This is a genomic window from Citrobacter sp. wls619 (genome assembly GCF_005281345.1).
GTDB lineage: Bacteria > Pseudomonadota > Gammaproteobacteria > Enterobacterales > Enterobacteriaceae > Citrobacter.
In genome coordinates, this window is sequence record NZ_SZXJ01000038.1 from 1 (window position 1) to 21,775 (window position 21,775).

General features: G+C 49.6%; 18 protein-coding genes and 3 pseudogenes. 12 read left to right on the forward strand and 9 right to left on the reverse strand.

Features of this window, described 5'->3' with window-relative positions:
• Positions 1-365: pseudogene (locus FDX19_RS07280) on the forward strand (transcriptional regulator); the annotation flags it as partial.
• An 88-nt stretch (positions 366-453) separates the two neighbouring features.
• Positions 454-1,695, forward strand: coding sequence for a bifunctional glucose-1-phosphatase/inositol phosphatase (gene agp, locus FDX19_RS07285; RefSeq protein ID WP_137382207.1), 1,242 nt, complete (start codon positions 454-456; stop codon positions 1,693-1,695).
• A gap of 40 nt (positions 1,696-1,735) precedes the next feature.
• Here agp and FDX19_RS07290 read toward each other — a convergent pair whose 3' ends face one another.
• Positions 1,736-1,963 (reverse strand): YccJ family protein, encoded by a 228-nt coding sequence (locus tag FDX19_RS07290; protein ID WP_003036015.1) that lies wholly within the window; start codon positions 1,961-1,963, stop codon positions 1,736-1,738.
• 20 nt (positions 1,964-1,983) lie between these two features.
• Complete coding sequence (wrbA, locus tag FDX19_RS07295) at positions 1,984-2,580, reverse strand: NAD(P)H:quinone oxidoreductase (RefSeq protein WP_003832057.1); 597 nt, start codon at positions 2,578-2,580, stop codon at positions 1,984-1,986.
• Positions 2,581-2,965: 385 nt separating this feature from the next.
• Between wrbA and FDX19_RS07300 the strand changes: the two genes are divergently transcribed.
• The 3 genes from FDX19_RS07300 (at position 2,966) to rutR (ending at position 4,913) form a co-directional block, all read left to right on the forward strand.
• Positions 2,966-3,139 carry a general stress protein gene (locus tag FDX19_RS07300; RefSeq protein WP_003036022.1) on the forward strand — a complete coding sequence of 58 codons (174 nt, stop codon included), beginning with the start codon at positions 2,966-2,968 and terminating at the stop codon, positions 3,137-3,139.
• Positions 3,140-3,301: 162 nt separating this feature from the next.
• Positions 3,302-4,216 (forward strand): DMT family transporter, encoded by a 915-nt coding sequence (locus FDX19_RS07305; protein ID WP_137382208.1) that lies wholly within the window; start codon positions 3,302-3,304, stop codon positions 4,214-4,216.
• A gap of 58 nt (positions 4,217-4,274) precedes the next feature.
• The gene (rutR, locus tag FDX19_RS07310; RefSeq protein WP_137382209.1) at positions 4,275-4,913 is read left to right on the forward strand and encodes an HTH-type transcriptional regulator RutR; all 639 of its coding nucleotides are present in this window, start codon (positions 4,275-4,277) and stop codon (positions 4,911-4,913) included.
• Here the strand turns inward: rutR and FDX19_RS07315 are convergent.
• Complete coding sequence (locus FDX19_RS07315; RefSeq protein WP_137382210.1) at positions 4,910-5,305, reverse strand: lysozyme inhibitor LprI family protein; 396 nt, start codon at positions 5,303-5,305, stop codon at positions 4,910-4,912. The genes rutR and FDX19_RS07315 overlap by 4 nt on opposite strands.
• Before the next feature lie 59 nt (positions 5,306-5,364).
• Entirely contained in the window at positions 5,365-9,327 is a 3,963-nt protein-coding gene (gene putA / locus FDX19_RS07320; RefSeq protein WP_137382211.1) for a trifunctional transcriptional regulator/proline dehydrogenase/L-glutamate gamma-semialdehyde dehydrogenase, read from the reverse strand.
• A 422-nt stretch (positions 9,328-9,749) separates the two neighbouring features.
• On the opposite strand from putA, the gene putP reads away from it, so the two are divergent.
• Entirely contained in the window at positions 9,750-11,258 is a 1,509-nt protein-coding gene (gene putP, locus FDX19_RS07325) for a sodium/proline symporter PutP (RefSeq protein ID WP_137382212.1), read from the forward strand.
• A 126-nt stretch (positions 11,259-11,384) separates the two neighbouring features.
• A pseudogene (locus FDX19_RS07330) lies at positions 11,385-12,578 on the forward strand (IS4 family transposase).
• Positions 12,579-13,142: 564 nt separating this feature from the next.
• Here the strand turns inward: FDX19_RS07330 and FDX19_RS07335 are convergent.
• Together FDX19_RS07335 and FDX19_RS25430 are read right to left on the reverse strand one after the other, a co-directional pair.
• Positions 13,143-13,451 carry a hypothetical protein gene (locus tag FDX19_RS07335; protein ID WP_137382213.1) on the reverse strand — a complete coding sequence of 103 codons (309 nt, stop codon included), beginning with the start codon at positions 13,449-13,451 and terminating at the stop codon, positions 13,143-13,145.
• 165 nt (positions 13,452-13,616) lie between these two features.
• Positions 13,617-14,495: a hypothetical protein gene (locus FDX19_RS25430; protein WP_249357536.1), complete on the reverse strand. Its 879-nt coding sequence runs from the start codon at positions 14,493-14,495 to the stop codon at positions 13,617-13,619.
• A 141-nt stretch (positions 14,496-14,636) separates the two neighbouring features.
• Between FDX19_RS25430 and FDX19_RS07345 the strand changes: the two genes are divergently transcribed.
• On the forward strand, positions 14,637-15,008 hold the full coding sequence (locus FDX19_RS07345) for a hypothetical protein (protein ID WP_137382214.1): 372 nt from the start codon (positions 14,637-14,639) through the stop codon (positions 15,006-15,008).
• Positions 15,009-15,134: 126 nt separating this feature from the next.
• On the opposite strand, the gene FDX19_RS07350 is transcribed toward FDX19_RS07345, so the two are convergent.
• Positions 15,135-15,539 carry a GNAT family N-acetyltransferase gene (locus FDX19_RS07350; protein ID WP_137382215.1) on the reverse strand — a complete coding sequence of 135 codons (405 nt, stop codon included), beginning with the start codon at positions 15,537-15,539 and terminating at the stop codon, positions 15,135-15,137.
• 247 nt (positions 15,540-15,786) lie between these two features.
• A pseudogene (locus FDX19_RS07355) lies at positions 15,787-16,032 on the reverse strand (integrase core domain-containing protein); the annotation flags it as partial.
• A 162-nt stretch (positions 16,033-16,194) separates the two neighbouring features.
• Between FDX19_RS07355 and efeU the strand changes: the two are divergent.
• From efeU to phoH, 4 genes are all read left to right on the forward strand, one after another.
• Positions 16,195-17,028 (forward strand): iron uptake transporter permease EfeU, encoded by an 834-nt coding sequence (gene efeU / locus FDX19_RS07360; RefSeq protein ID WP_137382216.1) that lies wholly within the window; start codon positions 16,195-16,197, stop codon positions 17,026-17,028.
• A gap of 57 nt (positions 17,029-17,085) precedes the next feature.
• A complete protein-coding gene (gene efeO / locus FDX19_RS07365) occupies positions 17,086-18,213 on the forward strand; it encodes an iron uptake system protein EfeO (protein ID WP_137382217.1) in 1,128 nt (375 codons plus the stop codon).
• A gap of 5 nt (positions 18,214-18,218) precedes the next feature.
• On the forward strand, positions 18,219-19,502 hold the full coding sequence (efeB, locus tag FDX19_RS07370) for an iron uptake transporter deferrochelatase/peroxidase subunit (RefSeq protein ID WP_137382218.1): 1,284 nt from the start codon (positions 18,219-18,221) through the stop codon (positions 19,500-19,502).
• A 519-nt stretch (positions 19,503-20,021) separates the two neighbouring features.
• Entirely contained in the window at positions 20,022-20,810 is a 789-nt protein-coding gene (phoH, locus tag FDX19_RS07375; protein ID WP_170974359.1) for a phosphate starvation-inducible protein PhoH, read from the forward strand.
• A gap of 178 nt (positions 20,811-20,988) precedes the next feature.
• Here phoH and artJ read toward each other — a convergent pair whose 3' ends face one another.
• Entirely contained in the window at positions 20,989-21,720 is a 732-nt protein-coding gene (artJ, locus tag FDX19_RS07380; protein ID WP_137382220.1) for an arginine ABC transporter substrate-binding protein ArtJ, read from the reverse strand.
• Positions 21,721-21,775: the final 55 nt, after the last annotated feature.

Genomic DNA, 21,775 nt, shown 5'->3' on the forward strand with positions numbered 1-21,775 from the left:
GTTGCGTCCATCAGTTGAACTCACACCACCTTGCGGGCGAAGTGGCAGTGAGGCTTTTTGATACCCTGGTTGCCCGGCAATGGTTAACAGCGGATGGCGAAACGCTGACCGCTCTGGGGCAGCAAAAACTGGCAGAAATGGGGATTGTTCTTTGTGCCGGAGTTACCCGACGAAAAGTAAGCTGCGGCTGTCTGGACTGGAGTGAGCGACGTTATCATCCTGGCGGCGTGCTCGGTGCTACATTGCTGAGCTGGTTTAGCGAACAGAAGTGGATTAAAACGCAGACAGGTAGCCGCCACGTCACCTTTACCCCGCTTGGTGTGCGCAAACTTCAGACGGAGTTTGGCATTAAACCGACACGGTAGATCCCTCATTTTTGCGAAAGCGTTCCCGGAAAAATGTCATATATCTGTCACACTCTGTGGTGATTGATAACAACAAGAGGTCGTAGGGATGAAAAAATCGTTAATCGCCACCGTCGTGGCGGGGGCTGTATTGCTGTCAACGGCTGCACAGGCGCAGACGGCACCGGAAGGTTATCAGCTTCAGCAAGTATTGATGATGAGCCGACATAACTTACGTGCACCTTTAGCCAATAATGGCAGCGTTCTCGAGCAGTCTACCCCCAAACAGTGGCCGGAGTGGGATGTCCCAGGCGGACAACTCACCACGAAGGGCGGCGTGCTGGAAATTTATATGGGCCATTACATGCGTGAATGGCTGGCAGAGCAGGGCATGGTGAAATCCGGTGAATGTCCGGCCCCGGGCACGGTTTACACCTATGCTAACAGCCTGCAGCGTACGGTCGCTACGGCGCAGTTTTTTGTCACGGGAGCTTTCCCGGGTTGTGACGTTCCGGTCCATCATCAGGATAAAATGGGTACCATGGACCCCACTTTTAACCCGGTGATCACCGATGATTCTGCGGCATTCAGTCAGCAGGCTGTTCAGGCGATGGAGAAAGAGCGCGGCCAGATGCAGCTCGACGACAGTTACCAACTGCTTGAGCAAATCACCAACTACAAAGATTCGCCGTCCTGCAAAGAAAAACAGCAGTGCTCCCTGACTGATGCGAAAGACACATTCAGTGCGAAGTACCAGCAAGAGCCTGGTGTTTCCGGGCCGCTGAAGGTGGGGAATTCGCTGGTTGATGCCTTCACCTTGCAATATTACGAGGGTTTCCCGATGGACAAGGTCGCCTGGGGGGAGATCAAATCCGATCAACAGTGGAAGGTGCTGTCGAAGCTGAAAAATGGTTATCAGGACAGCCTGTTCACCTCTGCAGAAGTGGCGCAAAACGTCGCCAAACCGTTGGTCAAATATATCGACAATGCGTTGGTGACTGAACGGGCGAAAGCGCCGAAAATTACGCTGCTGGTGGGACATGACTCGAACATTGCTTCATTGCTTACGGCACTGGATTTTAAACCGTATCAGCTTCATGACCAGAACGAACGTACGCCGATTGGCGGGAAAATTGTCTTCCAGCGCTGGCATGACAGCAACGCAAATCGCGATCTGATGAAAATTGAGTATGTGTATCAGAGTGCACAGCAGCTGCGAAATGCGGAGGTTCTGACGCTCAAATCCCCGGCCCAACGTGTGACGCTGGAACTGAAAGGCTGTCCGATTGATGCCAATGGCTTTTGCCCTGTTGATAAATTCGATAGCGTACTGAATGCGGCGGCGAAGTAAGCGAGGAAAACTCCCCCGTGTAAACGGGGGAGTCAGAATGCTAAACGTTTTTGCGTTCGATAGTCTGTTCACCCCAAAAGAGTGAATCTTTGTCAGTTTTCTCAAAGGCTTTGATCAGTACCTCATCGCTACCTTCTTCCCAAATCTTTTCCGCCAGTTTCTCGTCATAGTGAGCGACTTCAAAAATGGCTTCGGCTATTTCTGGCGATGTGTTGCGCAGACTTGCCCATTCGCCGACGCGATGGGCTTTCGCTTCTTGAGTTGGCATTCGAATCCTCCTGTTGAAGATTAGCCGTTGAGTTTTACTGCCAGACCTGCGACATATTCACCCTGATAGCGGGCGATAGATAACTCTTCCTGACTTGGCTGTCGGGAGCCGTCACCCCCGGCAATGGTGGTTGCGCCGTACGGCGTACCGCCACGAACTTGTGAGACATCAAACAGCTCTTGCGCCGCATAACCAATGGGAACAATCACCATCCCGTGGTGGGCAAGCGTTGTCCAGGTTGATGTAATGGTTTGTTCCTGACCGCCGCCAGTGCCTGTTGAACTGAATACGCTGGCGAGTTTGCCGTAAAGGCCGCCAGATGCCCACAGTCCACCGGTCTGATCCAGGAAGGTACGCATCTGACCTGACATGTTGCCAAAGCGCGTGGGAGTACCAAAAATAATGGCGTCGTAATCAGCCAGTTCCTGCGGGGTTGCGACTGGTGCGTTTTGCGTTTTACCGCCTGCTTTCAGGAAGATTTCAGGCTGCATTGTCTCTGGCACACGCTTAATAATGACTTCCGCGCCATCTACCTTATTTGCGCCTTCTGCGACTGCATGGGCCATGGTTTCAATGTGTCCGTACATGGAATAATAAAGCACCAGAACTTTTGCCATTTTACACTACTCCTCGAGTTAACCGTGTCCGTAGCGATTCGCTACCTCCCTTTAAAGATATGACGTACGGCCAGGAGTGCAAATTTCACAATCACTTCTTTGATTTATAACAATTTTTATAACAACTGTTTTTGTTGCAAAATGATACATTTTTAACCTGACAGAATTTGGTAGCCATAAGAAAGACTTATTGATTTCACACCGCGATTATTAACATCTTACGGCCATTCCTGTTGCAGAATATTACAGTTCACCGGTTATCCGGTTACTCTTCACTATGCTTAATCCCACGCAGTAAACATCAGGGCTCGGCCCATGCGCTGCGTGAGGTATCACTCCTCAGTACCTATGCAATATGATGGCTAATCAATGACGGAGGTCAGTAATGGCAAACCATCGGGGCGGTTCCGGCAACTTTGCGGAAGACCGTGAAAGAGCATCAGAAGCAGGTCGAAAAGGTGGCCAGCACAGCGGGGGCAACTTCAAGAATGACCCGCAACGCGCTTCAGAAGCAGGCAAGAAAGGGGGCAAGAATAGCCACGGCAATAACAAATCGTAATTGTCGGGCTGTCTGTTAGAGATATCGTGACGGCTGAGTATTCAGAGACAGACGTTACGTCGCCACCGCCGCCGGGTCGTTCCGGCGGTTTTTTTTGTCTGCAAGGTTGAACTGTAACAAAACGCAACGCAGACTAATGACATTCAGCTAATCGGGTGTCTCATGTCATTACTTTCTCGTTATTCCTTCTCTGTTAAACCCCAGGAGGCGATCCTCATTGTGATCACCATGTTCTGGGGCGGAACGTTTTTGGCTGTGCAATATGCTGTCACGCTGAGCGGTCCCTTTTTCTTTGTCGGCGTGCGCTTTGCGACAGCGGCACTGGCGGTGGCGTTGCTGTCATTGCGTACATTGCGTGGGCTGACATGGCTGGAAGTCAAAGCCGGAGTGGCGATTGGCGTAGCAATTGCGCTGGGCTATAGCCTGCAAACCTGGGGATTACAGTCTATTCCCAGCGGCAAGTCGGCATTCATTACTGCGATGTATGTACCACTGGTACCGCTGCTGCAGTGGTTGTGTCTGGGACGAATGCCAGGGGTGATGCCGTGCGTCGGTATTGTGTTGGCCTTTATCGGACTGATCTTTCTTGCCGGGCCGGATGGCAATTTACTGGCGCTTGGTGAAGGGGAGTGGATCACGCTGGTGGGTGCGGTGGCGATAGCGGCAGAAATTATCCTGATCAGCGCATGGGCTGGAAAAGTGGATGTACGTCGGGTCACGGTGGTGCAACTGGCAACCGCTTCGGTGGTGGCGTTTATTGCGATGGGGCCCGCAGGTGAGTCGGTTCCTCCCATGTCGACAGGCTTGCTGGTCGTGGCATTAGGATTGGGTATTTTTAGCGCGATTATCCAGGTTACCATGAACTGGGCGCAGCGCAGCGTTTCGCCGACACGCGCAACGGTAATCTATACCGGTGAGCCTGTATGGGCGGGGATTTTTGGTCGGCTCGCAGGGGAACGCCTGCCGCTGCTTGCTCTGTTGGGGGCGGCATTCATTATCATTGGCGTACTGGTCAGCGAACTGAAGTTCAAAAAGAAGAAAGCCGTTCAGCATGAGGCTCCGCCCGAGTCGCTTTAATTTAACGTTTCAGTGTGCGATTTGTTATGCTGGCGCCCTCAGAACAAGGAGAGGGTGCATGGCTCAAGGCGCAGAGAAAAAAACAGGTAAACGCTCGCAGGCCGTGAGTGCAAAACGCCAGGCTATCTTAACCGCGGCATTAAATGTCTTTTCCCAGTATGGCATTCATGGCACGCGTCTGGAGCAGATTGCGGAACTGGCGGGGGTGTCTAAAACGAATCTGCTTTATTACTACCCTTCTAAAGAGGTGCTCTATATTGCCGTATTACGCCAGATCCTTGATATCTGGCTGGCGCCGCTGAAGGCCTTTCGCGAGGACTTTGCACCGCTGCTGGCGATTAAAGAGTACATCCGACTCAAACTGGAAGTGTCCCGCGATTATCCTCAGGCATCGCGACTGTTTTGTATGGAAATGCTGGCAGGCGCACCTTTGTTGATGACGGAATTAACGGGCGATCTTAAAACGTTGATTGACGAGAAATCCGCATTGATTGCCGGATGGGTCAGCAGTGGAAAACTGGCGCCGGTTGACCCGCATCATCTGATTTTTATGATTTGGGCTTCAACGCAACATTACGCTGACTTTGCCCCACAGGTCGAGGCAGTGACGGGCGCAACGCTGCGTGATGAAGCCTTTTTTAACCAAACGGTGGAGAGCGTACAGCGAATGATTATTGAAGGGATCCGTGTGCGCTAGTTGGCGGGGGGTAACGGGCAACTTAAGTCGCCCTCTTCACATTGCAAGAGGGAGGCGAGAAATGCTTCACGCTCGTTGGTTTTGTCCGTTAAACACTGGCTGGTGATCATCGACTGTATGCTGCCACCTTCCGTGCCTGAACTGATCAATGCGCAGTCTGCATCGCGCAGGGTAATCCATGCGACCTGTGCTTTTTTCAGTAAATCACGTTGGGTGGGGGCGGCGCGCTTCAGTGCATTCTGATAAGTCTCATTTAGCTTTGTGTCGGCCGTCTTATACTGCTCAGCGGCGCAGGTATTCATTTCAATCTGGTTGTTTGCGTTTGCGCAGTCATCCGCCAGTGCGTGACTGCTTAGCAGCAGTGCTGCACAGGTCAGTACAATTCGTTTCATGCTTCCCTCTGGCTTAATAAAAAAAGGCCCCGTAACCGGAGCCTTAATTAACCATAACCTTAGCCGATTGTCATCAGGCTGGCGTTCCCACCCGCCGCGGCGGTATTCACGCTCAACGAACGTTCAATATACAGCCTCTCCAGCAGGATATTGCTCTCGCCGCGGGCAAATCCTTGCACCGAAACAATCGCACCTTCCCGTGCCGCTACCGATTCGCACAGTGCGCGTAGCTGGTCAGAATCACCGTGGAAGATAACGGCATCGAACGGCTGTGCGGTGAGGGTGTCTGCTTTGGCAAACTGAATGCGCCCACAGACGGCTGCAGGCAGACGTTTTGCCAGTTCGCGATGGAAAGCATCATCTTGCCACAGGATGAGACTGCCAACCGAGGCCACAGCAGCAACCTGCACCAGCGCATCCTGCTCGTTATCGGCCATACACAGCACGCGTTCACGTGGCAACAGCGTCCAGGTATTGCGCTCGCCGGTTGGCCCTGGCAGCAAACGCTGGGTTCCTGCTTGTGCCAGTTCGGCAAACTGCTGGCAGAGCGCATGCAGCGACGGACGATCGCTTGCCCATGCGGTGAGCGCCTCCAGCGGTTGAATCAGCGCTGATTTAAGCTGTGCATCGACAGGGTAGTCTGCATCCTGGCGGGCCAGCGTGACGGCCAGTGCATTTTCCGGACGGTTTGCCAGCAAGCGGTACAGATACAGTGGGCCACCGGCTTTGGGGCCGGTTCCTGACAATCCTTCGCCACCAAATGGCTGCACGCCGACCACAGCACCGACCATATTACGGTTAACGTACAAGTTACCAACGTGCGCGGACCCGGTGACCTGCGCGATGGTTTCATCAATACGAGTATGCACGCCAAGCGTCAGGCCGTAACCGGACGCATTGATTTGCTCAATCAAATTGCCGAGGTTATTACGGGTGTAACGCACGACGTGCAACACCGGGCCGAACACCTCTTTTTGTAGCTCATCAAAGCTTTCCAGCTCAATCAACGTTGGTGCAATAAAGGTCCCGGTTTGCCATTCACGCGCATCATCGCTGTTCTCACGTACGGCCTGGAATACCGGACGTCCTTTGGCACGCATGGCCTGAATATGACGTTCAATATTGGCTTTGGCTTCTTCATCAATAACTGGCCCAATATCGGTGGTCAGACGGCCTGGGTTACCCATACGACATTCGGCCATCGCGCCGCGCAGCATTTTCAGCGTGTGATCGGCAATATCATCCTGCAGGCACAGGACGCGCAGTGCCGAGCAACGCTGTCCGGCGCTGTCAAACGCAGAGGCCAGCACGTCCACCACAACCTGTTCTGTTAACGCGGAGGAGTCGACGATCATGGCGTTCATCCCGCCCGTTTCAGCGATGAGCGGAATTGGACGACCCTGCGCATCCAGACGGGTAGCAATATTTCGCTGCAACAGTGTGGCGACTTCCGTTGAACCGGTGAACATGACGCCGCGTACGCGTTCATCGGAGGTGAGTTGCGCGCCGACGGTTTCCCCTTGACCTGGCAACAGTTGTACTACGCCTGGCGGTACACCGGCTTCCAGCAAAATAGCGATGCCTTGAGCGGCAATCAGCGGGGTTTGCTCCGCAGGTTTGGCCAGCACGCTGTTACCTGCTGCCAGCGCAGCCGCAATTTGTCCGCTGAAAATGGCCAGTGGGAAGTTCCACGGGCTGATACAGACCACCGGACCGAGCGGACGATGCGTTTCGTTGTCGAAATCATCACGAACCTGTCCGGCATAGTAGTGCAGGAAGTCAACGGCTTCGCGCACTTCTGCAATGGCATTGCTGAAGGTTTTGCCCGCTTCACGCACCAGAATGCCAATCAGTTGCTGCATCTGGCCCTCCATCAAAATAGCGGCGCGATGCAAAATGGCGGCGCGTTCTTGTGGCGGTGTAGCAAACCAGATAGGGGCATTATTGACGGCGTTCTGTAGCGCCTGCTCCACTTCAGCGTGAGTCGCTTCTCGCACGTAGCCCACAATGTCTTTCGGCTCAGCCGGGTTGACGACCGGCGTCATTTCACCGTCAGCGACCGGATGTTCGAGCATCGGTTTGGCGTGCCATTTTTGCAGCGCGCTATTGAGCAGGGCAGAAGACAGCGAGGCCAGGCGGTGTTCATTCGCTAAATCCAGCCCTGCGGAGTTTTCGCGGCCTTTGCCATACAGGGAACGCGGGAGCGCAATCTTCGGATGCGGCAGCCCGGCCTGACCTTCCTGCTGCGCCAGTTTCTCGACCGCTTCAACGGGATCGGCGACCAGTTCATCCAGTGGCAGGGTGGTATCCGCAATACGGTTGACGAACGAGGTGTTGGCGCCATTTTCCAGCAGGCGACGAACCAGGTAAGCCAGAAGCGTTTCATGTGTGCCGACGGGGGCATAAATACGGCATGGGCGGTTGAGTTTACCGTCTGCGACTTTGCCGGTGACCTGCTCGTACAGCGGTTCACCCATGCCGTGCAGGCACTGGAATTCGTACTGGCCCGGATAGTAGTTTTGGCCTGCTAACTGATAAATTGCCGCCAGCGTATGCGCGTTGTGGGTGGCAAACTGCGGGTAGATCAGGTTCGGTACCGCAAGCAGTTTTTTCGCACAGGCCAGATAGGAAACGTCGGTGTACACCTTGCGGGTGTAGACCGGATAACCTTCCAGACCGTCCATCTGGGCACGTTTGATTTCACTATCCCAGTACGCACCTTTAACCAGACGGATCATCAGGCGACGGCGGCTACGGGTTGCCAGGTCGATCAGGTAGTCGATGACGTACGGGCAGCGCTTCTGGTAGGCCTGAATAACAAAACCAATCCCGTTCCAGCCTGCCAGTTCGGGTTCAAAGCACAGTTTTTCCAGCAGATCGAGGGAGATCTCCAGTCGGTCAGCCTCTTCGGCATCGATGTTAATGCCGATGTCGTACTGACGCGCCAGCAGGGTCAGCGACTTCAGGCGCGGATAAAGCTCATCCATCACGCGGTCATACTGCGCACGGCTGTAGCGTGGGTGCAGTGCAGACAGTTTGATCGAGATCCCTGGGCCTTCATAAATACCGCGCCCGTTTGAGGCTTTACCAATGGCATGGATCGCCTGCTGGTAGGAGACCATATAGGCCTGGGCATCGGCGGCGGTCAGCGCGGCCTCACCCAGCATGTCATAGGAGTAACGGAAGCCTTTCTCTTCCAGTTTACGCGCGTTAGCCAGTGCTTCTGCAATGGTTTCTCCGGTGACGAATTGCTCACCCATCAAGCGCATCGCCATGTCGACGCCTTTACGCACCAGCGGTTCACCGCTCTTGCCGATGATGCGGTTCAGCGAGCGTGAGAGGCTGGCTTCGTTATGGGTGGAGACCAGACGACCGGTAAACAACAATCCCCACGTTGCAGCGTTAACGAACAGAGACGGGCTGCGTCCGATGTGTGATTGCCAGTTACCGTTGCTGATTTTGTCGCGGATCAGCGCATCGCGGGTGGCCTTGTCGGGAATACGCAGCAGTGCTTCAGCCAGACACATCAGCGCGACGCCTTCCTGTGAGGAAAGGGAGAATTCCTGCAGCAGTCCCTGGACCATGCCGGCACGCCCGCTGGCCGTCTTTTGGTTGCGCAGTTTATCTGCCAACTGATAGGCCAGTTTATGGGCCTGCTCTGCGATAGGTTGCGGCAGACGAGCCTGCTCCATCAACATGGGTACCGCATCGGTTTCAGCGCGGCGATATGCCGCGGTAATGGCCGCACGGGAAACAGACTGCGGCAGGATCTGCTCTGCAAATTCAAGGAAAGGCTGGTGCGCTTCATTTTGTTGCGCAGTGGATTCCTCGCTCTCATTTGCTGCACCCGCCAGCAGGGCAGGCAGCTCCGGAAGCGCATCGTCATTTTCCAGTCTTTCGAGATAATTAAAGATGGCCTGCTTGATAAGCCAATGCGGCGTGCGATCGATTCGTGATGCTGCTGTTTTAATCCGCTCGCGCGTGGCGTCGTCCAGTTTAACCCCCATCGTGGTGGTTCCCATGCCATTTACTCCTGTTGTACTGAAATACGGGGCTGATAGTTACCGAGAAATATCCACCATGTTGCAACTTTGTGCAACCGTGTTAAATGTGACTTGGTTTGCAAGCTTGAAAATGAATGAAATGTTAATAAGGATGATGTTTATAACGAGGGCTGTAAAAAACGCAGAATCTTTTTCTCTGCGGTAGTTAACACTTTTTAAAGGTGCAACCAGAAAAAATGTGAGAGAGTGCAACCTACAGAAAAATGCTATCTACTCTGGATCGAAATTGATGTAAATGGTGTGTTAAATCGATTGTGAATGGTCATGGCTTCCGGCAGGATACGGTCGCCCTGGTCAATACAGATATCTTTGCCACGTTCCGGCAGGGTAATAAAACGGCAAGCCACGGCATTGCCGATACATAATTTTGGAGAGTTTTGATGGCTATTAGCACACCGATGTTAGTCACATTCTGTGTCTATATTTTTGGCATGATATTGATAGGGTTTATTGCATGGCGTTCGACCAAAAACTTTGATGACTATATTCTGGGTGGACGCAGTCTGGGTCCGTTCGTCACGGCGTTATCCGCCGGGGCATCCGACATGAGCGGCTGGCTGCTGATGGGGCTGCCAGGTGCGATTTTCCTGTCGGGGATTTCAGAAAGTTGGATCGCTATCGGCCTGGTATTAGGGGCGTGGATCAACTGGAAACTGGTGGCCGGGCGTTTACGTGTACACACCGAATATAATAACAACGCGCTGACGTTGCCGGATTACTTTACCGGCCGTTTTGAAGATAAAAGTCGTATCCTGCGAATTATCTCTGCACTGGTTATTCTGCTGTTTTTCACCATCTATTGTGCTTCAGGTATTGTGGCAGGGGCGCGTTTATTCGAAAGCACCTTTGGTATGAGCTACGAAACCGCGCTGTGGGCGGGAGCGGCCGCGACGATCATTTATACCTTTATTGGCGGCTTCCTGGCGGTGAGTTGGACCGATACCGTACAGGCCAGCCTGATGATCTTCGCACTGATCCTGACACCGGTGATGGTGATTATTGGTGTCGGCGGATTTGAAGACTCGCTGGAAGTGATTAAGCAAAAGAGCATTGAAAACGTCGATATGTTCAAAGGGCTTAACTTTGTTGCCATCATTTCCCTGATGGGATGGGGACTGGGTTATTTCGGTCAGCCGCATATCCTGGCACGCTTTATGGCTGCCGATTCCCACCATAGTATTGTCCACGCACGTCGCATCAGTATGACCTGGATGATTCTGTGTCTCGCTGGCGCTGTTGCCGTTGGTTTCTTCGGCATTGCTTACTTCAATAACAACCCGTCGTTGGCGGGCGCCGTGAACCAGAACGCCGAGCGTGTGTTTATTGAACTGGCGCAGATCCTGTTCAATCCATGGATTGCCGGTATCCTGTTGTCTGCGATCCTGGCAGCGGTGATGTCGACGCTGAGCTGCCAACTGCTGGTATGCTCCAGTGCGATTACCGAAGATTTGTACAAAGCGTTTCTGCGTAAAAATGCCAGCCAGAAAGAGCTGGTATGGATTGGGCGTATCATGGTGCTGGTCGTGGCGCTGGTGTCCATCGCGCTGGCGGCAAACCCAGAGAACCGTGTACTCGGCCTGGTGAGCTACGCCTGGGCTGGCTTTGGTGCTGCCTTTGGTCCGGTTGTTCTGTTCTCCGTAATGTGGTCGCGTATGACCCGTAACGGCGCGCTGGCTGGGATGGTCATTGGTGCTGTGACGGTTATCGTCTGGAAGCAGTTTGCCTGGTTGGGTCTGTATGAAATCATCCCGGGCTTCGTGTTTGGCAGTATCGGGATTGTAGTCTTCAGTCTGTGGGGTAAAGCGCCATCAGCAGCAATGCAGAAACGTTTTGCCGAGGCTGATGCTCATTATCATTCAGCACCGCCGTCGCGTTTGCAGGAAGAATAATCGCTGTATTGTTTTTAAAGCCCGCCGCGAGCGCTGAGGAATCCTCAGTAATGGGCGGGTGAAAAAAGACAGGCATAGAGTTTTGTGATCTACTGATTGTGCAACCAATTCAATGAGATCACCTCTATGCCTGCTTATCAAGTATGTCAGAATTTCTTCCGCGATGCCTTAGCTCCGTTTCACAAATACCGACAAAATGCCTTGCTGGATGCCACTCTTGCTTTAATCAGCGGTGCATCACTGACGCTGACCAGTATCGGACGTTATTTACCCGGCCCTGCTCAGGTCAAAAATAAAATCAAACGCGTTGACCGCCTGCTGGGCAATAAAATCACTCCATTCTGATATTCCTCTGATTTTCAAAGGCATTATTACCATGCTGACGCAAAAATTATCGCTGTGTGTTATTGCCGTGACTGGAGTGGTTATCCGTCTCAGGAATACCATGTTCTACGCGCCAGCCTGCTCTGCGACAGACGCTCGCTTCCCCTGCTAAGCTGGATAGTCCCGTCAGAAAAACAACAGAACTCGCAGATACAAAAAGACTTCCTAGATGCCCTTGCCGGGGCGGTAAACCCGGAGGCCAGAGTCATAATCATTACCGATGCGGGCTTCCAGAACGCATGGTTCCGGCATATCAGGTCACTCGGCTAGGATTTTATTGGTCGCGTCAGGGGGAATATTCAGATGCGGCTGAACAGCAAAGGGGAGTGCTGGTTCAGGCGTCAGGAATTACAGGCCAGCAGCAAACCGGAATATCTGGGGCCGGGTACGCTTGCGCGGGCTGAATATGCGCGGTGTGATGGTCATTTTTATCTGCACAGGAAAGAAGCGAAAGGCAGGAAACACCGGCACTCAAGGTGCCGTATAAAACGGAACTCTCAGGCTCAGGACGGGCGTTCTTCAGCAAAAGAACCGTGGCTTATCTTCAGCAGCGCAGACGATTTTAAGTCACGTGAAATCATGAAGTTATACAGTCTTCGTATGCAGATAGAGCAGAACTTCCGGGATGAAAAAAGCGAACGCTTCGGGTTCGGACTCCGGGCGAGTTACAGCCGTTCAGCGGGAAGAATGCTGGTGCTGAGTCTGCTGGCAACGCTGAGTACAATAGTGCTGTGGCTTATTGGCTATCGTGCTGAAAATAAAGGATTACACCTGAGATACCAGGCCAACAGTATTAAATCACGGCGGGTGATCTCATATCTGGCGTTAGCGGAGAATGTCCTGCGACACTCCCCACTAATTTTAAGACGAATGGTGCTGAGCACCGTTCTTAATCACCTCGCCAAAACCTACCGAAGTATGGTGCTGGTTTATTAGCGCTGAGTTTGTGGGGATTCCTCAGCGCCGCGAGCGGGCTTTTTTTATCGATTAAACCAGTATTGAAGTAACTGTCTATTTTCAATAAGTTCTTTTCAAATGTTTCTATTGATTTAATTGTGGTCTGGCAATTTGCCATCAGAGTTTCAATGGTATTGTTATTTCAGATAGTTCTAATGTTGTGTTAATCATTTCTGAATCACAGCTTTCATCTGTGTAGGTTAATTCCACTAGAAGGTAAAAAATTGCTATCGTGTATTTTTGGTATAGCATGTTACTCAAGTCTTGAGCATTATCATGCGCTAATCCTTCACTTTTCCTGCTAAAATACTTCTGTGCAGTAACAGCACCCACTACCACAGCAACGCCATAGAGACATTACTCATAGCATTGATCCAGTCAGTACCTGAACTCTATTTCCCATACTGGCAGTAGTTTACTCTTTTAGGCACCATAAATCCTAGTTAGTACCAGGATCAGGGAATACCTGAATGAAGAGTTCACTAGAAAACATTTCAATGAATGCAACTTCGTGTGTATTGATATCAGTCATTTCTAATCGCCTCATAAAATCCAAACAATTTTTTTCAACAACCCTAAATAATCTTCACCATGAATAATTATTTGACCCTGCTTGCAATAAGTGGCTATAAAAGTAAGCACTGAATGAACCGCCACAATGTTAGCATTCAATCGATGCTTTCCATCGAACTTTGAGAATGGGTATGAATCATGTCGATACTGGTGCATGAAGATAGTATGTGCAACATCTTCAGTATGTGATTTAAGAAGTGCAGAAAGATAATTTATTTCGGTTTGAATCACATTTTCAACCTTAGTGATAAACCATGTTTCTTTAAATTTTTCAAGCAATTAACCTACCCTCAACTATGATGTTATAAGGAAAGGATAGACACAAGTTCGCATACATTGAACGTTTATAAAACGGATAAGTGATTGCATGGATGGATAAAAGAAAAGAACGCCGATATGAGAAGTAATAAGTGGAATAGGGGCATTACGCCCCTATTCGGAAAGTTAAACAGTAGTTGAGTGTAGAATATCAGGATCTAATTTCTTGGTCAATTGATGTAATTCATCTAAAATGTTATTCAGATCATATTCAATATCTATTGTTGAATTTTCATCATGGTTGAAATAATTTTTTGATTTTATCTTTTTCAATAATTCTAAGTGTTCATCAATCATATTGATATCAAATAGCATATATTGTTTAAAGTTTGCAGTTGAAATTGAATTATCGGGACTATTAAACCTCTTTAAGTTTACGGTTAAATCATTTTTTATTTTGTCAAGAGTCAATTCATTCTGATACAATACTGACCGAAGATTAACAACATTAGCAACTTCTCCAGATATTAGTGATAAAAATGAAGAGTGTTTTTTACAAATTTGAAGATATAAGTTATAAGCTGATTTCGATTGGTTTTTAAGTTCATCAAGATTAACATTGTGTTGCTCTATTGCGGTTAGTAACCCTTCGTAAGCCTCAGAACGTTTCTTGTTATTCAAAATATTTGTATGCCTCTGACTCTCTAAATGATCTTCGCTTCTTAAAGCAGCAATATTTCTTTTTTTAGATAACCAATTTTGGCAGATGTCAGAGCTTAAATGTATTATTTCGAGTAAACGTGAAAAATAAGGCATAATAACTGCAATAACTAGCCCATGCCACAGCGGATCAAAGTAATTAATGCCTTCCATTTGAATAATTGAAGTTCGTGTTTCAATTGATTCAGTACCATATATTAGATATAAAATTTTATCCCAATTACTAAATATAAAAGAACTGATAATATAGAAGTAAAAAGGAGTAGTTAAACGATGAATTACTGTGTCCTTAATAACATCTAAAAAGCTAGTTTCTTCTTTTATTTCATCTATGTTATCGCTCATATCACATCGCGCCGCCGGCTTAAGAAAAGCGCTAGATCATACGCTTATGTACATACTGGCGGTAAACTCTGAGTGTTATTGATTTTTATAATATAATGAATTAATTATATTCATTCTATGTATGTTCACTATGAGGTAGGAATGGGAATCTACTCTGATGCAGCACTACAGGCGTATACACTAATCACTGAAGGTATGGAGCCGCTCGACGCCTGGAACGATGCCATTAGCAAACAAACACTGAAGAAATCATCAAGGGAGAAAGGGTGCCCACGTGTAACTTTCTTAACCCTCGCTTATGGTGGTTATCTAAAAGATATCCTCGCGGATAACTCAAAGGTACAAGAGGGTAAACTTTCAGAACGTGCTATAGCAGCAGCTGATTATGTTTTAAGTGATTTAGGTATAAGTAAAAAAGAACTTGCTGATTATTTGGATTATAATGATAGGCAAGGTTCATATGATATAGTACTAACATTATCAGTATGTGATTTATTGCAACAGCCTAAGTGAAAGAGGGTAGTACAACCTTGTTCGAATAGGTTAGTACTATCGAGTATCACATGTATCGTGATTAAAATAATTAGTAATTTTTGAAGTGCCGCATTGCTTGAATCGTGTGGTACTTCATCTAATAAATTAGATTTCCAAAATTATTTTAAAGTCATCTACTTGTTCAAATTTAATATTATTAAAAACAATGAATTTGTTCCAGAATGGAAGAGATTGTTTCGCTACTTCAATAAACATCTTATCTTCACCAGCGGCTTTAAGCACTGATATTACATGTAGAACAAGATTAGCCGCTACTTTCTTATGTCGATGAGCTGGAGATGCATAAAGTTTATAGAGTTCACCAGTATTGAGTACTGTACATGCCCCTATAGGTACATTGTCATCAGCCAGTGCTATACAGTGCCAATCAGGGATATCACTCCATAAATCGACGATACCCACCCCGAAAGAACTATTGTTATCTTCATAGCTTAATTGGGATTGAAGTATTTCTAATATTTCTTTTTCTGGATTATCAACTATGTTCATTACTGCCTCCTGCTTGCGTGGATAAGTTCATGTAATAACACAACGTGATGTAGCACTTATCATTTAAACCAAGAAACCTAATCCATATATTCACACTTCAATTAATACGCCTAATCATAGTCCAATGATTTAGTATTGATAATTAGATGATTTTTATATAAAAGTACTTAATCATAAGTGTAAATAGTTCTGCTTTAGTTCGAGACATTTTTGAGAATTCAGCCAAGAAATGGTGTTGTCGATATTCCTACGGCGTCATATTGTACAGTGATTCATGCGGGCGTTCACAGTTATATTCTGACAACCATTATTCCGTGATATCCCGCACTTCATCCAGCGTTCTGAACAGATAAAAATCGAGTATTTCTGTACGGTATGTCCGGTTAACGTCATCAACGACATTGAACGTACGAAAACGACGGTCACAGGCCAGAGCAGCAAGCACAAAATCGACAGACCAGCTCTGGTTCATCCCTTCCGGCGTGGCCAGTGGTGAGAGGTTACTTACACTGTTACCCACCTAACTGTTTACATTAAGTCATCATTCTCAAAACATTCTGCTTGAGTTTTTCCTTGCTGTAATGATAATCACTATCACTGTAATTTACTTTTCTTTGCATCAGTTGACTGAGAATAACGTTAAAGGGTACTTCGCATGTTTGTTCCATTTCTAATTATGTTGCGCGAAGGGTTAGAGGCCGCGCTGATTGTCAGCCTGATTGCCAGCTACCTGAAACGAACTCAGCGTGGTCGCTGGATTGGCGTGATGTGGATTGGTGTGTTGCTGGCGGCGGTGCTGTGCCTCTCGCTGGGAATTTTCATCAATGAAACTACGGGCGAATTCCCGCAAAAAGAGCAGGAGCTCTTTGAAGGTATCGTGGCGCTTATTGCCGTGGTGATCCTGACCTGGATGGTCTTCTGGATGCGTAAAGTATCGCGCAACGTCAAAGTTCAACTGGAACAGGCTGTCGATAACGCGTTACAGAAAGGCAATCATCATGGCTGGGCGCTGGTGATGATGGTCTTTTTTGCCGTCGCTCGTGAAGGGCTGGAGTCTGTCTTCTTTCTGCTGGCGGCATTTCAGCAGGATGTGGGTATTTGGCCACCGCTAGGTGCGATGCTGGGACTGGCAACCGCGGTGGTACTGGGTTATCTGATTTATCTCGGTGGGATCCGCCTCAATCTCGGGGCTTTCTTTAAATGGACCAGTCTGTTCATTTTGTTGGTTGCCGCAGGTCTTGCTGCGGGGGCCATTCGTGCATTCCACGAAGCCGGGTTATGGAATCATTTTCAGGACGTGGCGTTTGATATGAGCAGCGTTCTGTCAACGCATTCGCTGTTTGGCACATTGATGGAAGGGATCTTCGGTTATCAGGAAGCGCCAAGTGTTAGTGAAGTTGCTGTCTGGTTTATCTATCTGATTCCGGCATTGATTATGTTTGCACTGCCACCTCGTTCAGGCACTACGGCATCACGGACCGCACCCTGATAAAACGTGATGCAAGAATATCATTTAGTTACAACATACTTTTTATAGGGATGGGTCATGACGATTAATTTCCGCCGTAGTGCGCTGCAGTTGGGTATTGCCACGCTGTTTACTTCTGCTTTTACCGCTCACGCTGCTGATATCCCGCAGGTAAAAGTCACGGTAAATGACAAACAGTGTGAACCGATGACAATCACGGTGAATGCCGGGAAGACTCAGTTCATCATTCAGAACCACAGTCAAAAAGCGCTGGAGTGGGAGATCCTCAAAGGCGTGATGGTGGTCGAAGAGCGTGAAAACATTGCGCCCGGCTTTAGCCAAAAAATGACGGCTAACCTGCAGCCGGGTGAATACGATATGACCTGCGGTCTGCTTACCAATCCGAAAGGCAAGCTGATCGTCAAGGGGACGGCAACGGCAGATGCCGCGCACAGCGATGCTCTGCTGAGCCTGAGTGGTGCAATTACTGAATACAAAGCTTATGTAACGGCAGAAACAGCGCAACTGGTGACGGGCACCAAAGCCTTCACGGATGCCATCAAAGCGGGCGATCTGGAAAAAGCGAAATCGCTGTATGCGCCAACCCGTCAGCATTATGAGCGTATTGAACCGATTGCTGAACTGTTCTCCGATCTCGACGGCAGCATAGATGCGCGTGAAGATGATTATGAGCAAAAAGCCGCCGATCCTAAATTCACCGGCTTCCACCGTCTGGAGAAAGCGTTGTTTGGCGACAATACCACTAAAGGTATGGACAAGTACGCCGACCAATTAAACAGCGATGTTCTTGACCTGCAGACGCGTATTAGCGAGCTGGCTTTCCCACCGTCGAAAGTGGTTGGCGGGGCAGCAGGGCTGATTGAAGAAGTCGCTGCCAGCAAAATCAGTGGGGAAGAAGATCGCTACAGCCATACCGATCTGTGGGATTTCCAGGCCAACGTCGATGGCGCGCAGAAAATTGTCGATCTCCTGCGCCCTCAGTTACAAAAATCCAATGCTGATCTGTTGGCGAAGGTGGATGCGAACTTCAAAAAAGTCGATACCATTCTGAGCAAATACCGTACCAAAGATGGCTTTGAAACCTATGACAAACTGACCGATGCCGATCGTAATGCGCTGAAAGGGCCAATCACGACGCTGGCGGAAGACTTGTCGCAATTACGCGGTGTTCTGGGTCTGGATTAAGCACTATGCAGCACGATAATGAAAACGGCGTGAGCGAACCGTCACGCCGACGTTTACTGAAAGGGATGGGGGCGCTGGGTGGGGCACTGGCGCTGGCGGGCGGATGCCCGGTCGCTCACGCGCAAAAAACGCAAAGTGCGCCGGGAACACTGTCACCTGATGCACGCAGTGAGAAACAACCGTTTTATGGCCAGCACCAGGCCGGGATCCTGACGCCGCAGCAAGCCTCAATGATGCTGGTGGCGTTTGATGTGCTCGCCAGCGATAAAGCTGACCTTGAGCGTCTGTTTCGTTTACTGACCAGCCGGTTTGCATTTCTAACCACCGGTGGGCCGGCGCCAGAAACGCCGAATCCACGTTTACCGCCAATGGATTCCGGTATTCTTGGGGGATACATAGCGCCGGATAATCTGACGATGACGCTGTCGGTTGGATCTTCACTGTTTGATGATCGTTATGGTCTGAAAGCACAGATGCCGAAAAAACTGCAAAAAATGACGCGTTTTCCGAATGATTCTCTGGATGCGGCGTTATGCCATGGCGATTTGCTGTTGCAGATTTGCGCCAATACGCAGGACACCGTTATCCATGCGCTGCGCGATATCATTAAGCACACGCCGGATCTGCTCAGCGTACGCTGGAAACGTGAAGGGTTTATCTCTGATCATGCCGCACGCAGTAAAGGTAAAGAGACTCCCGTCAATTTGCTGGGATTTAAGGATGGAACCGCGAATCCCGACGCTGCCAATGCCACGCTGATGCAAAACGTGGTGTGGGTCACTGCGGAGCAGGGGGAACCGGCATGGGCACAAGATGGTAGCTATCAGGCCGTCAGGCTCATCCAGTTTCGCGTGGAATTCTGGGACCGTACGCCGCTTAAAGAGCAGCAAACGATTTTCGGCCGCGATAAACATACCGGCGCACCGCTGGGAATGCAGCACGAGCATGATGTGCCGGATTACGCCAACGATCCCGAAGGCGAGGTGATTGCACTCGACAGCCATATTCGTCTGGCGAACCCGCGCACGAAAGAAACAGAGACCAGCCTGATGATGCGTCGTGGCTACAGCTATTCGCTTGGCGTGACCAATTCCGGGCAGTTGGATATGGGACTGTTGTTTGTTTGCTATCAGCACGACCTGGAAAAAGGGTTTTTGACGGTTCAGAAACGCCTGAACGGTGAAGCGCTTGAGGAGTATGTCAAACCTATTGGTGGGGGCTACTTCTTTGCTTTGCCTGGTGTCAAAACCGCTGACCACTATCTGGGGCAAGCCCTGCTCGAAGCATGATGATTGTGCCCCGCAGCGCTGCGGGGCGTTTCCTGACACTCTGATGAATGAAAAAATTATTTTTCATGATCGCGGCGACTGAAATAATTCTGTCATCTCTCTGCAAGAGACTGTTGCTGGCGATAAGATGAAATTAAGTTAACAATAAGTAAAAATATTGTTGCATTAACGAAAGGTTATGATGTAATTATAAGTAATAGCGGTAGTTCCCGGCGGTGATAGTCATTCACTATGGAGATCGCGAATGGAAAAGTCCTGTACTGGACACGTTTTTCACAGTCATTGCAGTCCCTTACGCGGACGTTTTTCTTCCGGTAGCCATCTCGTCACCGTTAAATCTCTCTCCCTTTCACTTCTTATCCTTGTAACTGACACCCTGTACGGTGCGCGTAGCCGTGTATGGCGTCTTATCCGAAGGCAGGCAATGGCTTACAAGGAAGCCAACCCTCAGATGTTCGTGCGCATAATCGTGCCGCCAACGGCGCGTGTGATGTATACCTACAACTCAAGGTGCTATCCATGGGAAGACAAAAAGCAGTGATCAAAGCTCGTCGCGAAGCAAAACGTGTGCTGAGGCGGGATTCGCGTAGCCATAAACAGCGCGAAGATGAATCGGTCACCTCGCTTGTGCAGATGGGCGGCGTAGAAGCGATTGGTATGGCGCGTGATAGCCGTGACGCCTCACCGATCACGGCGCGAAATGAAGCTCAGGCGCACTACCTGAATGCTATCGAGAGTAAGCAGCTGATCTTCGCCACGGGTGAAGCAGGGTGTGGTAAAACCTGGATCAGCGCGGCGAAAGCAGCAGAAGCCCTGATCCACAAAGATGTGGACAGGATCATTGTAACCCGTCCAGTTCTGCAAGCTGATGAAGATCTCGGCTTCTTACCTGGGGATGTCTCTGAGAAGTTCGCTCCCTATTTTCGTCCGGTTTATGACGTGCTGGTAAAACGTCTGGGAGCCTCCTTTATGCAATATTGCCTGCGACCTGAGATTGGTAAGGTAGAAATCGCGCCGTTCGCGTATATGCGGGGACGTACATTTGAAAATGCCGTTGTCATTCTGGACGAGGCTCAGAATGTGACTGCTGCGCAAATGAAGATGTTTTTGACTCGCCTCGGAGAGAATGTGACGGTGATTGTGAATGGGGATATTACCCAGTGCGATCTCCCTGCTCATGTTCGTTCAGGGCTAAGCGATGCGCTGGCCCGTTTCGAAGAAGATGACATGGTTGGGATCGTTCGATTCAACAAAGATGATTGCGTTCGCTCGGCACTGTGTCAGCGGACGCTTAATGCTTACAACTGATCTGTTTTGCGTCTTCAAGGCCCGGGAAACCGGGCTTTGTTTTTTGTCCCCCCTGTGAGCACAACGGACTGATGGCGTGGCTGACATTGTTGGTGAGGTCCGGTGTTCACGTTGTATCCCGCATGGGGAAATAGCAATAAAAAAGCCGCGAGTCGCGGCCTTTTAAACAAGACTGAGGTTACTGTGGGAACCACTGGTCACTGATTTTCTGGTACGTGCCGTCAGCTTTGATGGCGGCCAGCGCACTGTTCAGTTTTTCCAGCAGGGCTTTGTTATCCGGGCGAACCGCGATGCCAAGACCCGTACCGAAGTATTGTGGGTCGGTCACTTTGTCGGTAGCCACGCCTAACTGCGGGTTAGTTTTCAGCCACTCGTTAACGACGGCAGTGTCGCCAAATACGCCATCAATACGGCCATTTTTCAGGTCGATAATTGCATTCTGATAGCTGTCGTAGGCCACGGTTTTTACTTCAGGATGTTTGTCCTGCAGGTATTTCTGGTGCGTGGTGCCGTTTTCCATGCCGATGCGTTTGCCTTTCAGATCGGCAAAGGTTTTATAGGTGTCCTTTTTGGCAATCACCAGCGCGGAGTTGGCATAGTACGGCTGGGTGAAGGAAACCTGCTTGCTACGTTCAGGCGTAATGTCCATACCGGAAATTACCGCATCATATTTTTTGAATTTCAGCGCGGGGATCAGGCTATCGAAAGCATGATTAGTAAAAGTACATTCAGCCTGCATTTGTTTACACAATGCTGTTGCCAGATCGATATCAAAACCGACAATTTTATTGCTGGCGTCCAGTGATTCGAATGGTGGGTAGGTTGCGGATACACCGAAACTAATCTTATCAGCAGCTGCGGCGCCAGCGGCGAAAGTAGCAAGTAATGCGGCCAGTACTAACTTTTTCATGGTGGAACTCCCGTCTGTCAATCTTATGATTATTTTACCGTGTCTGCGGCGTGGA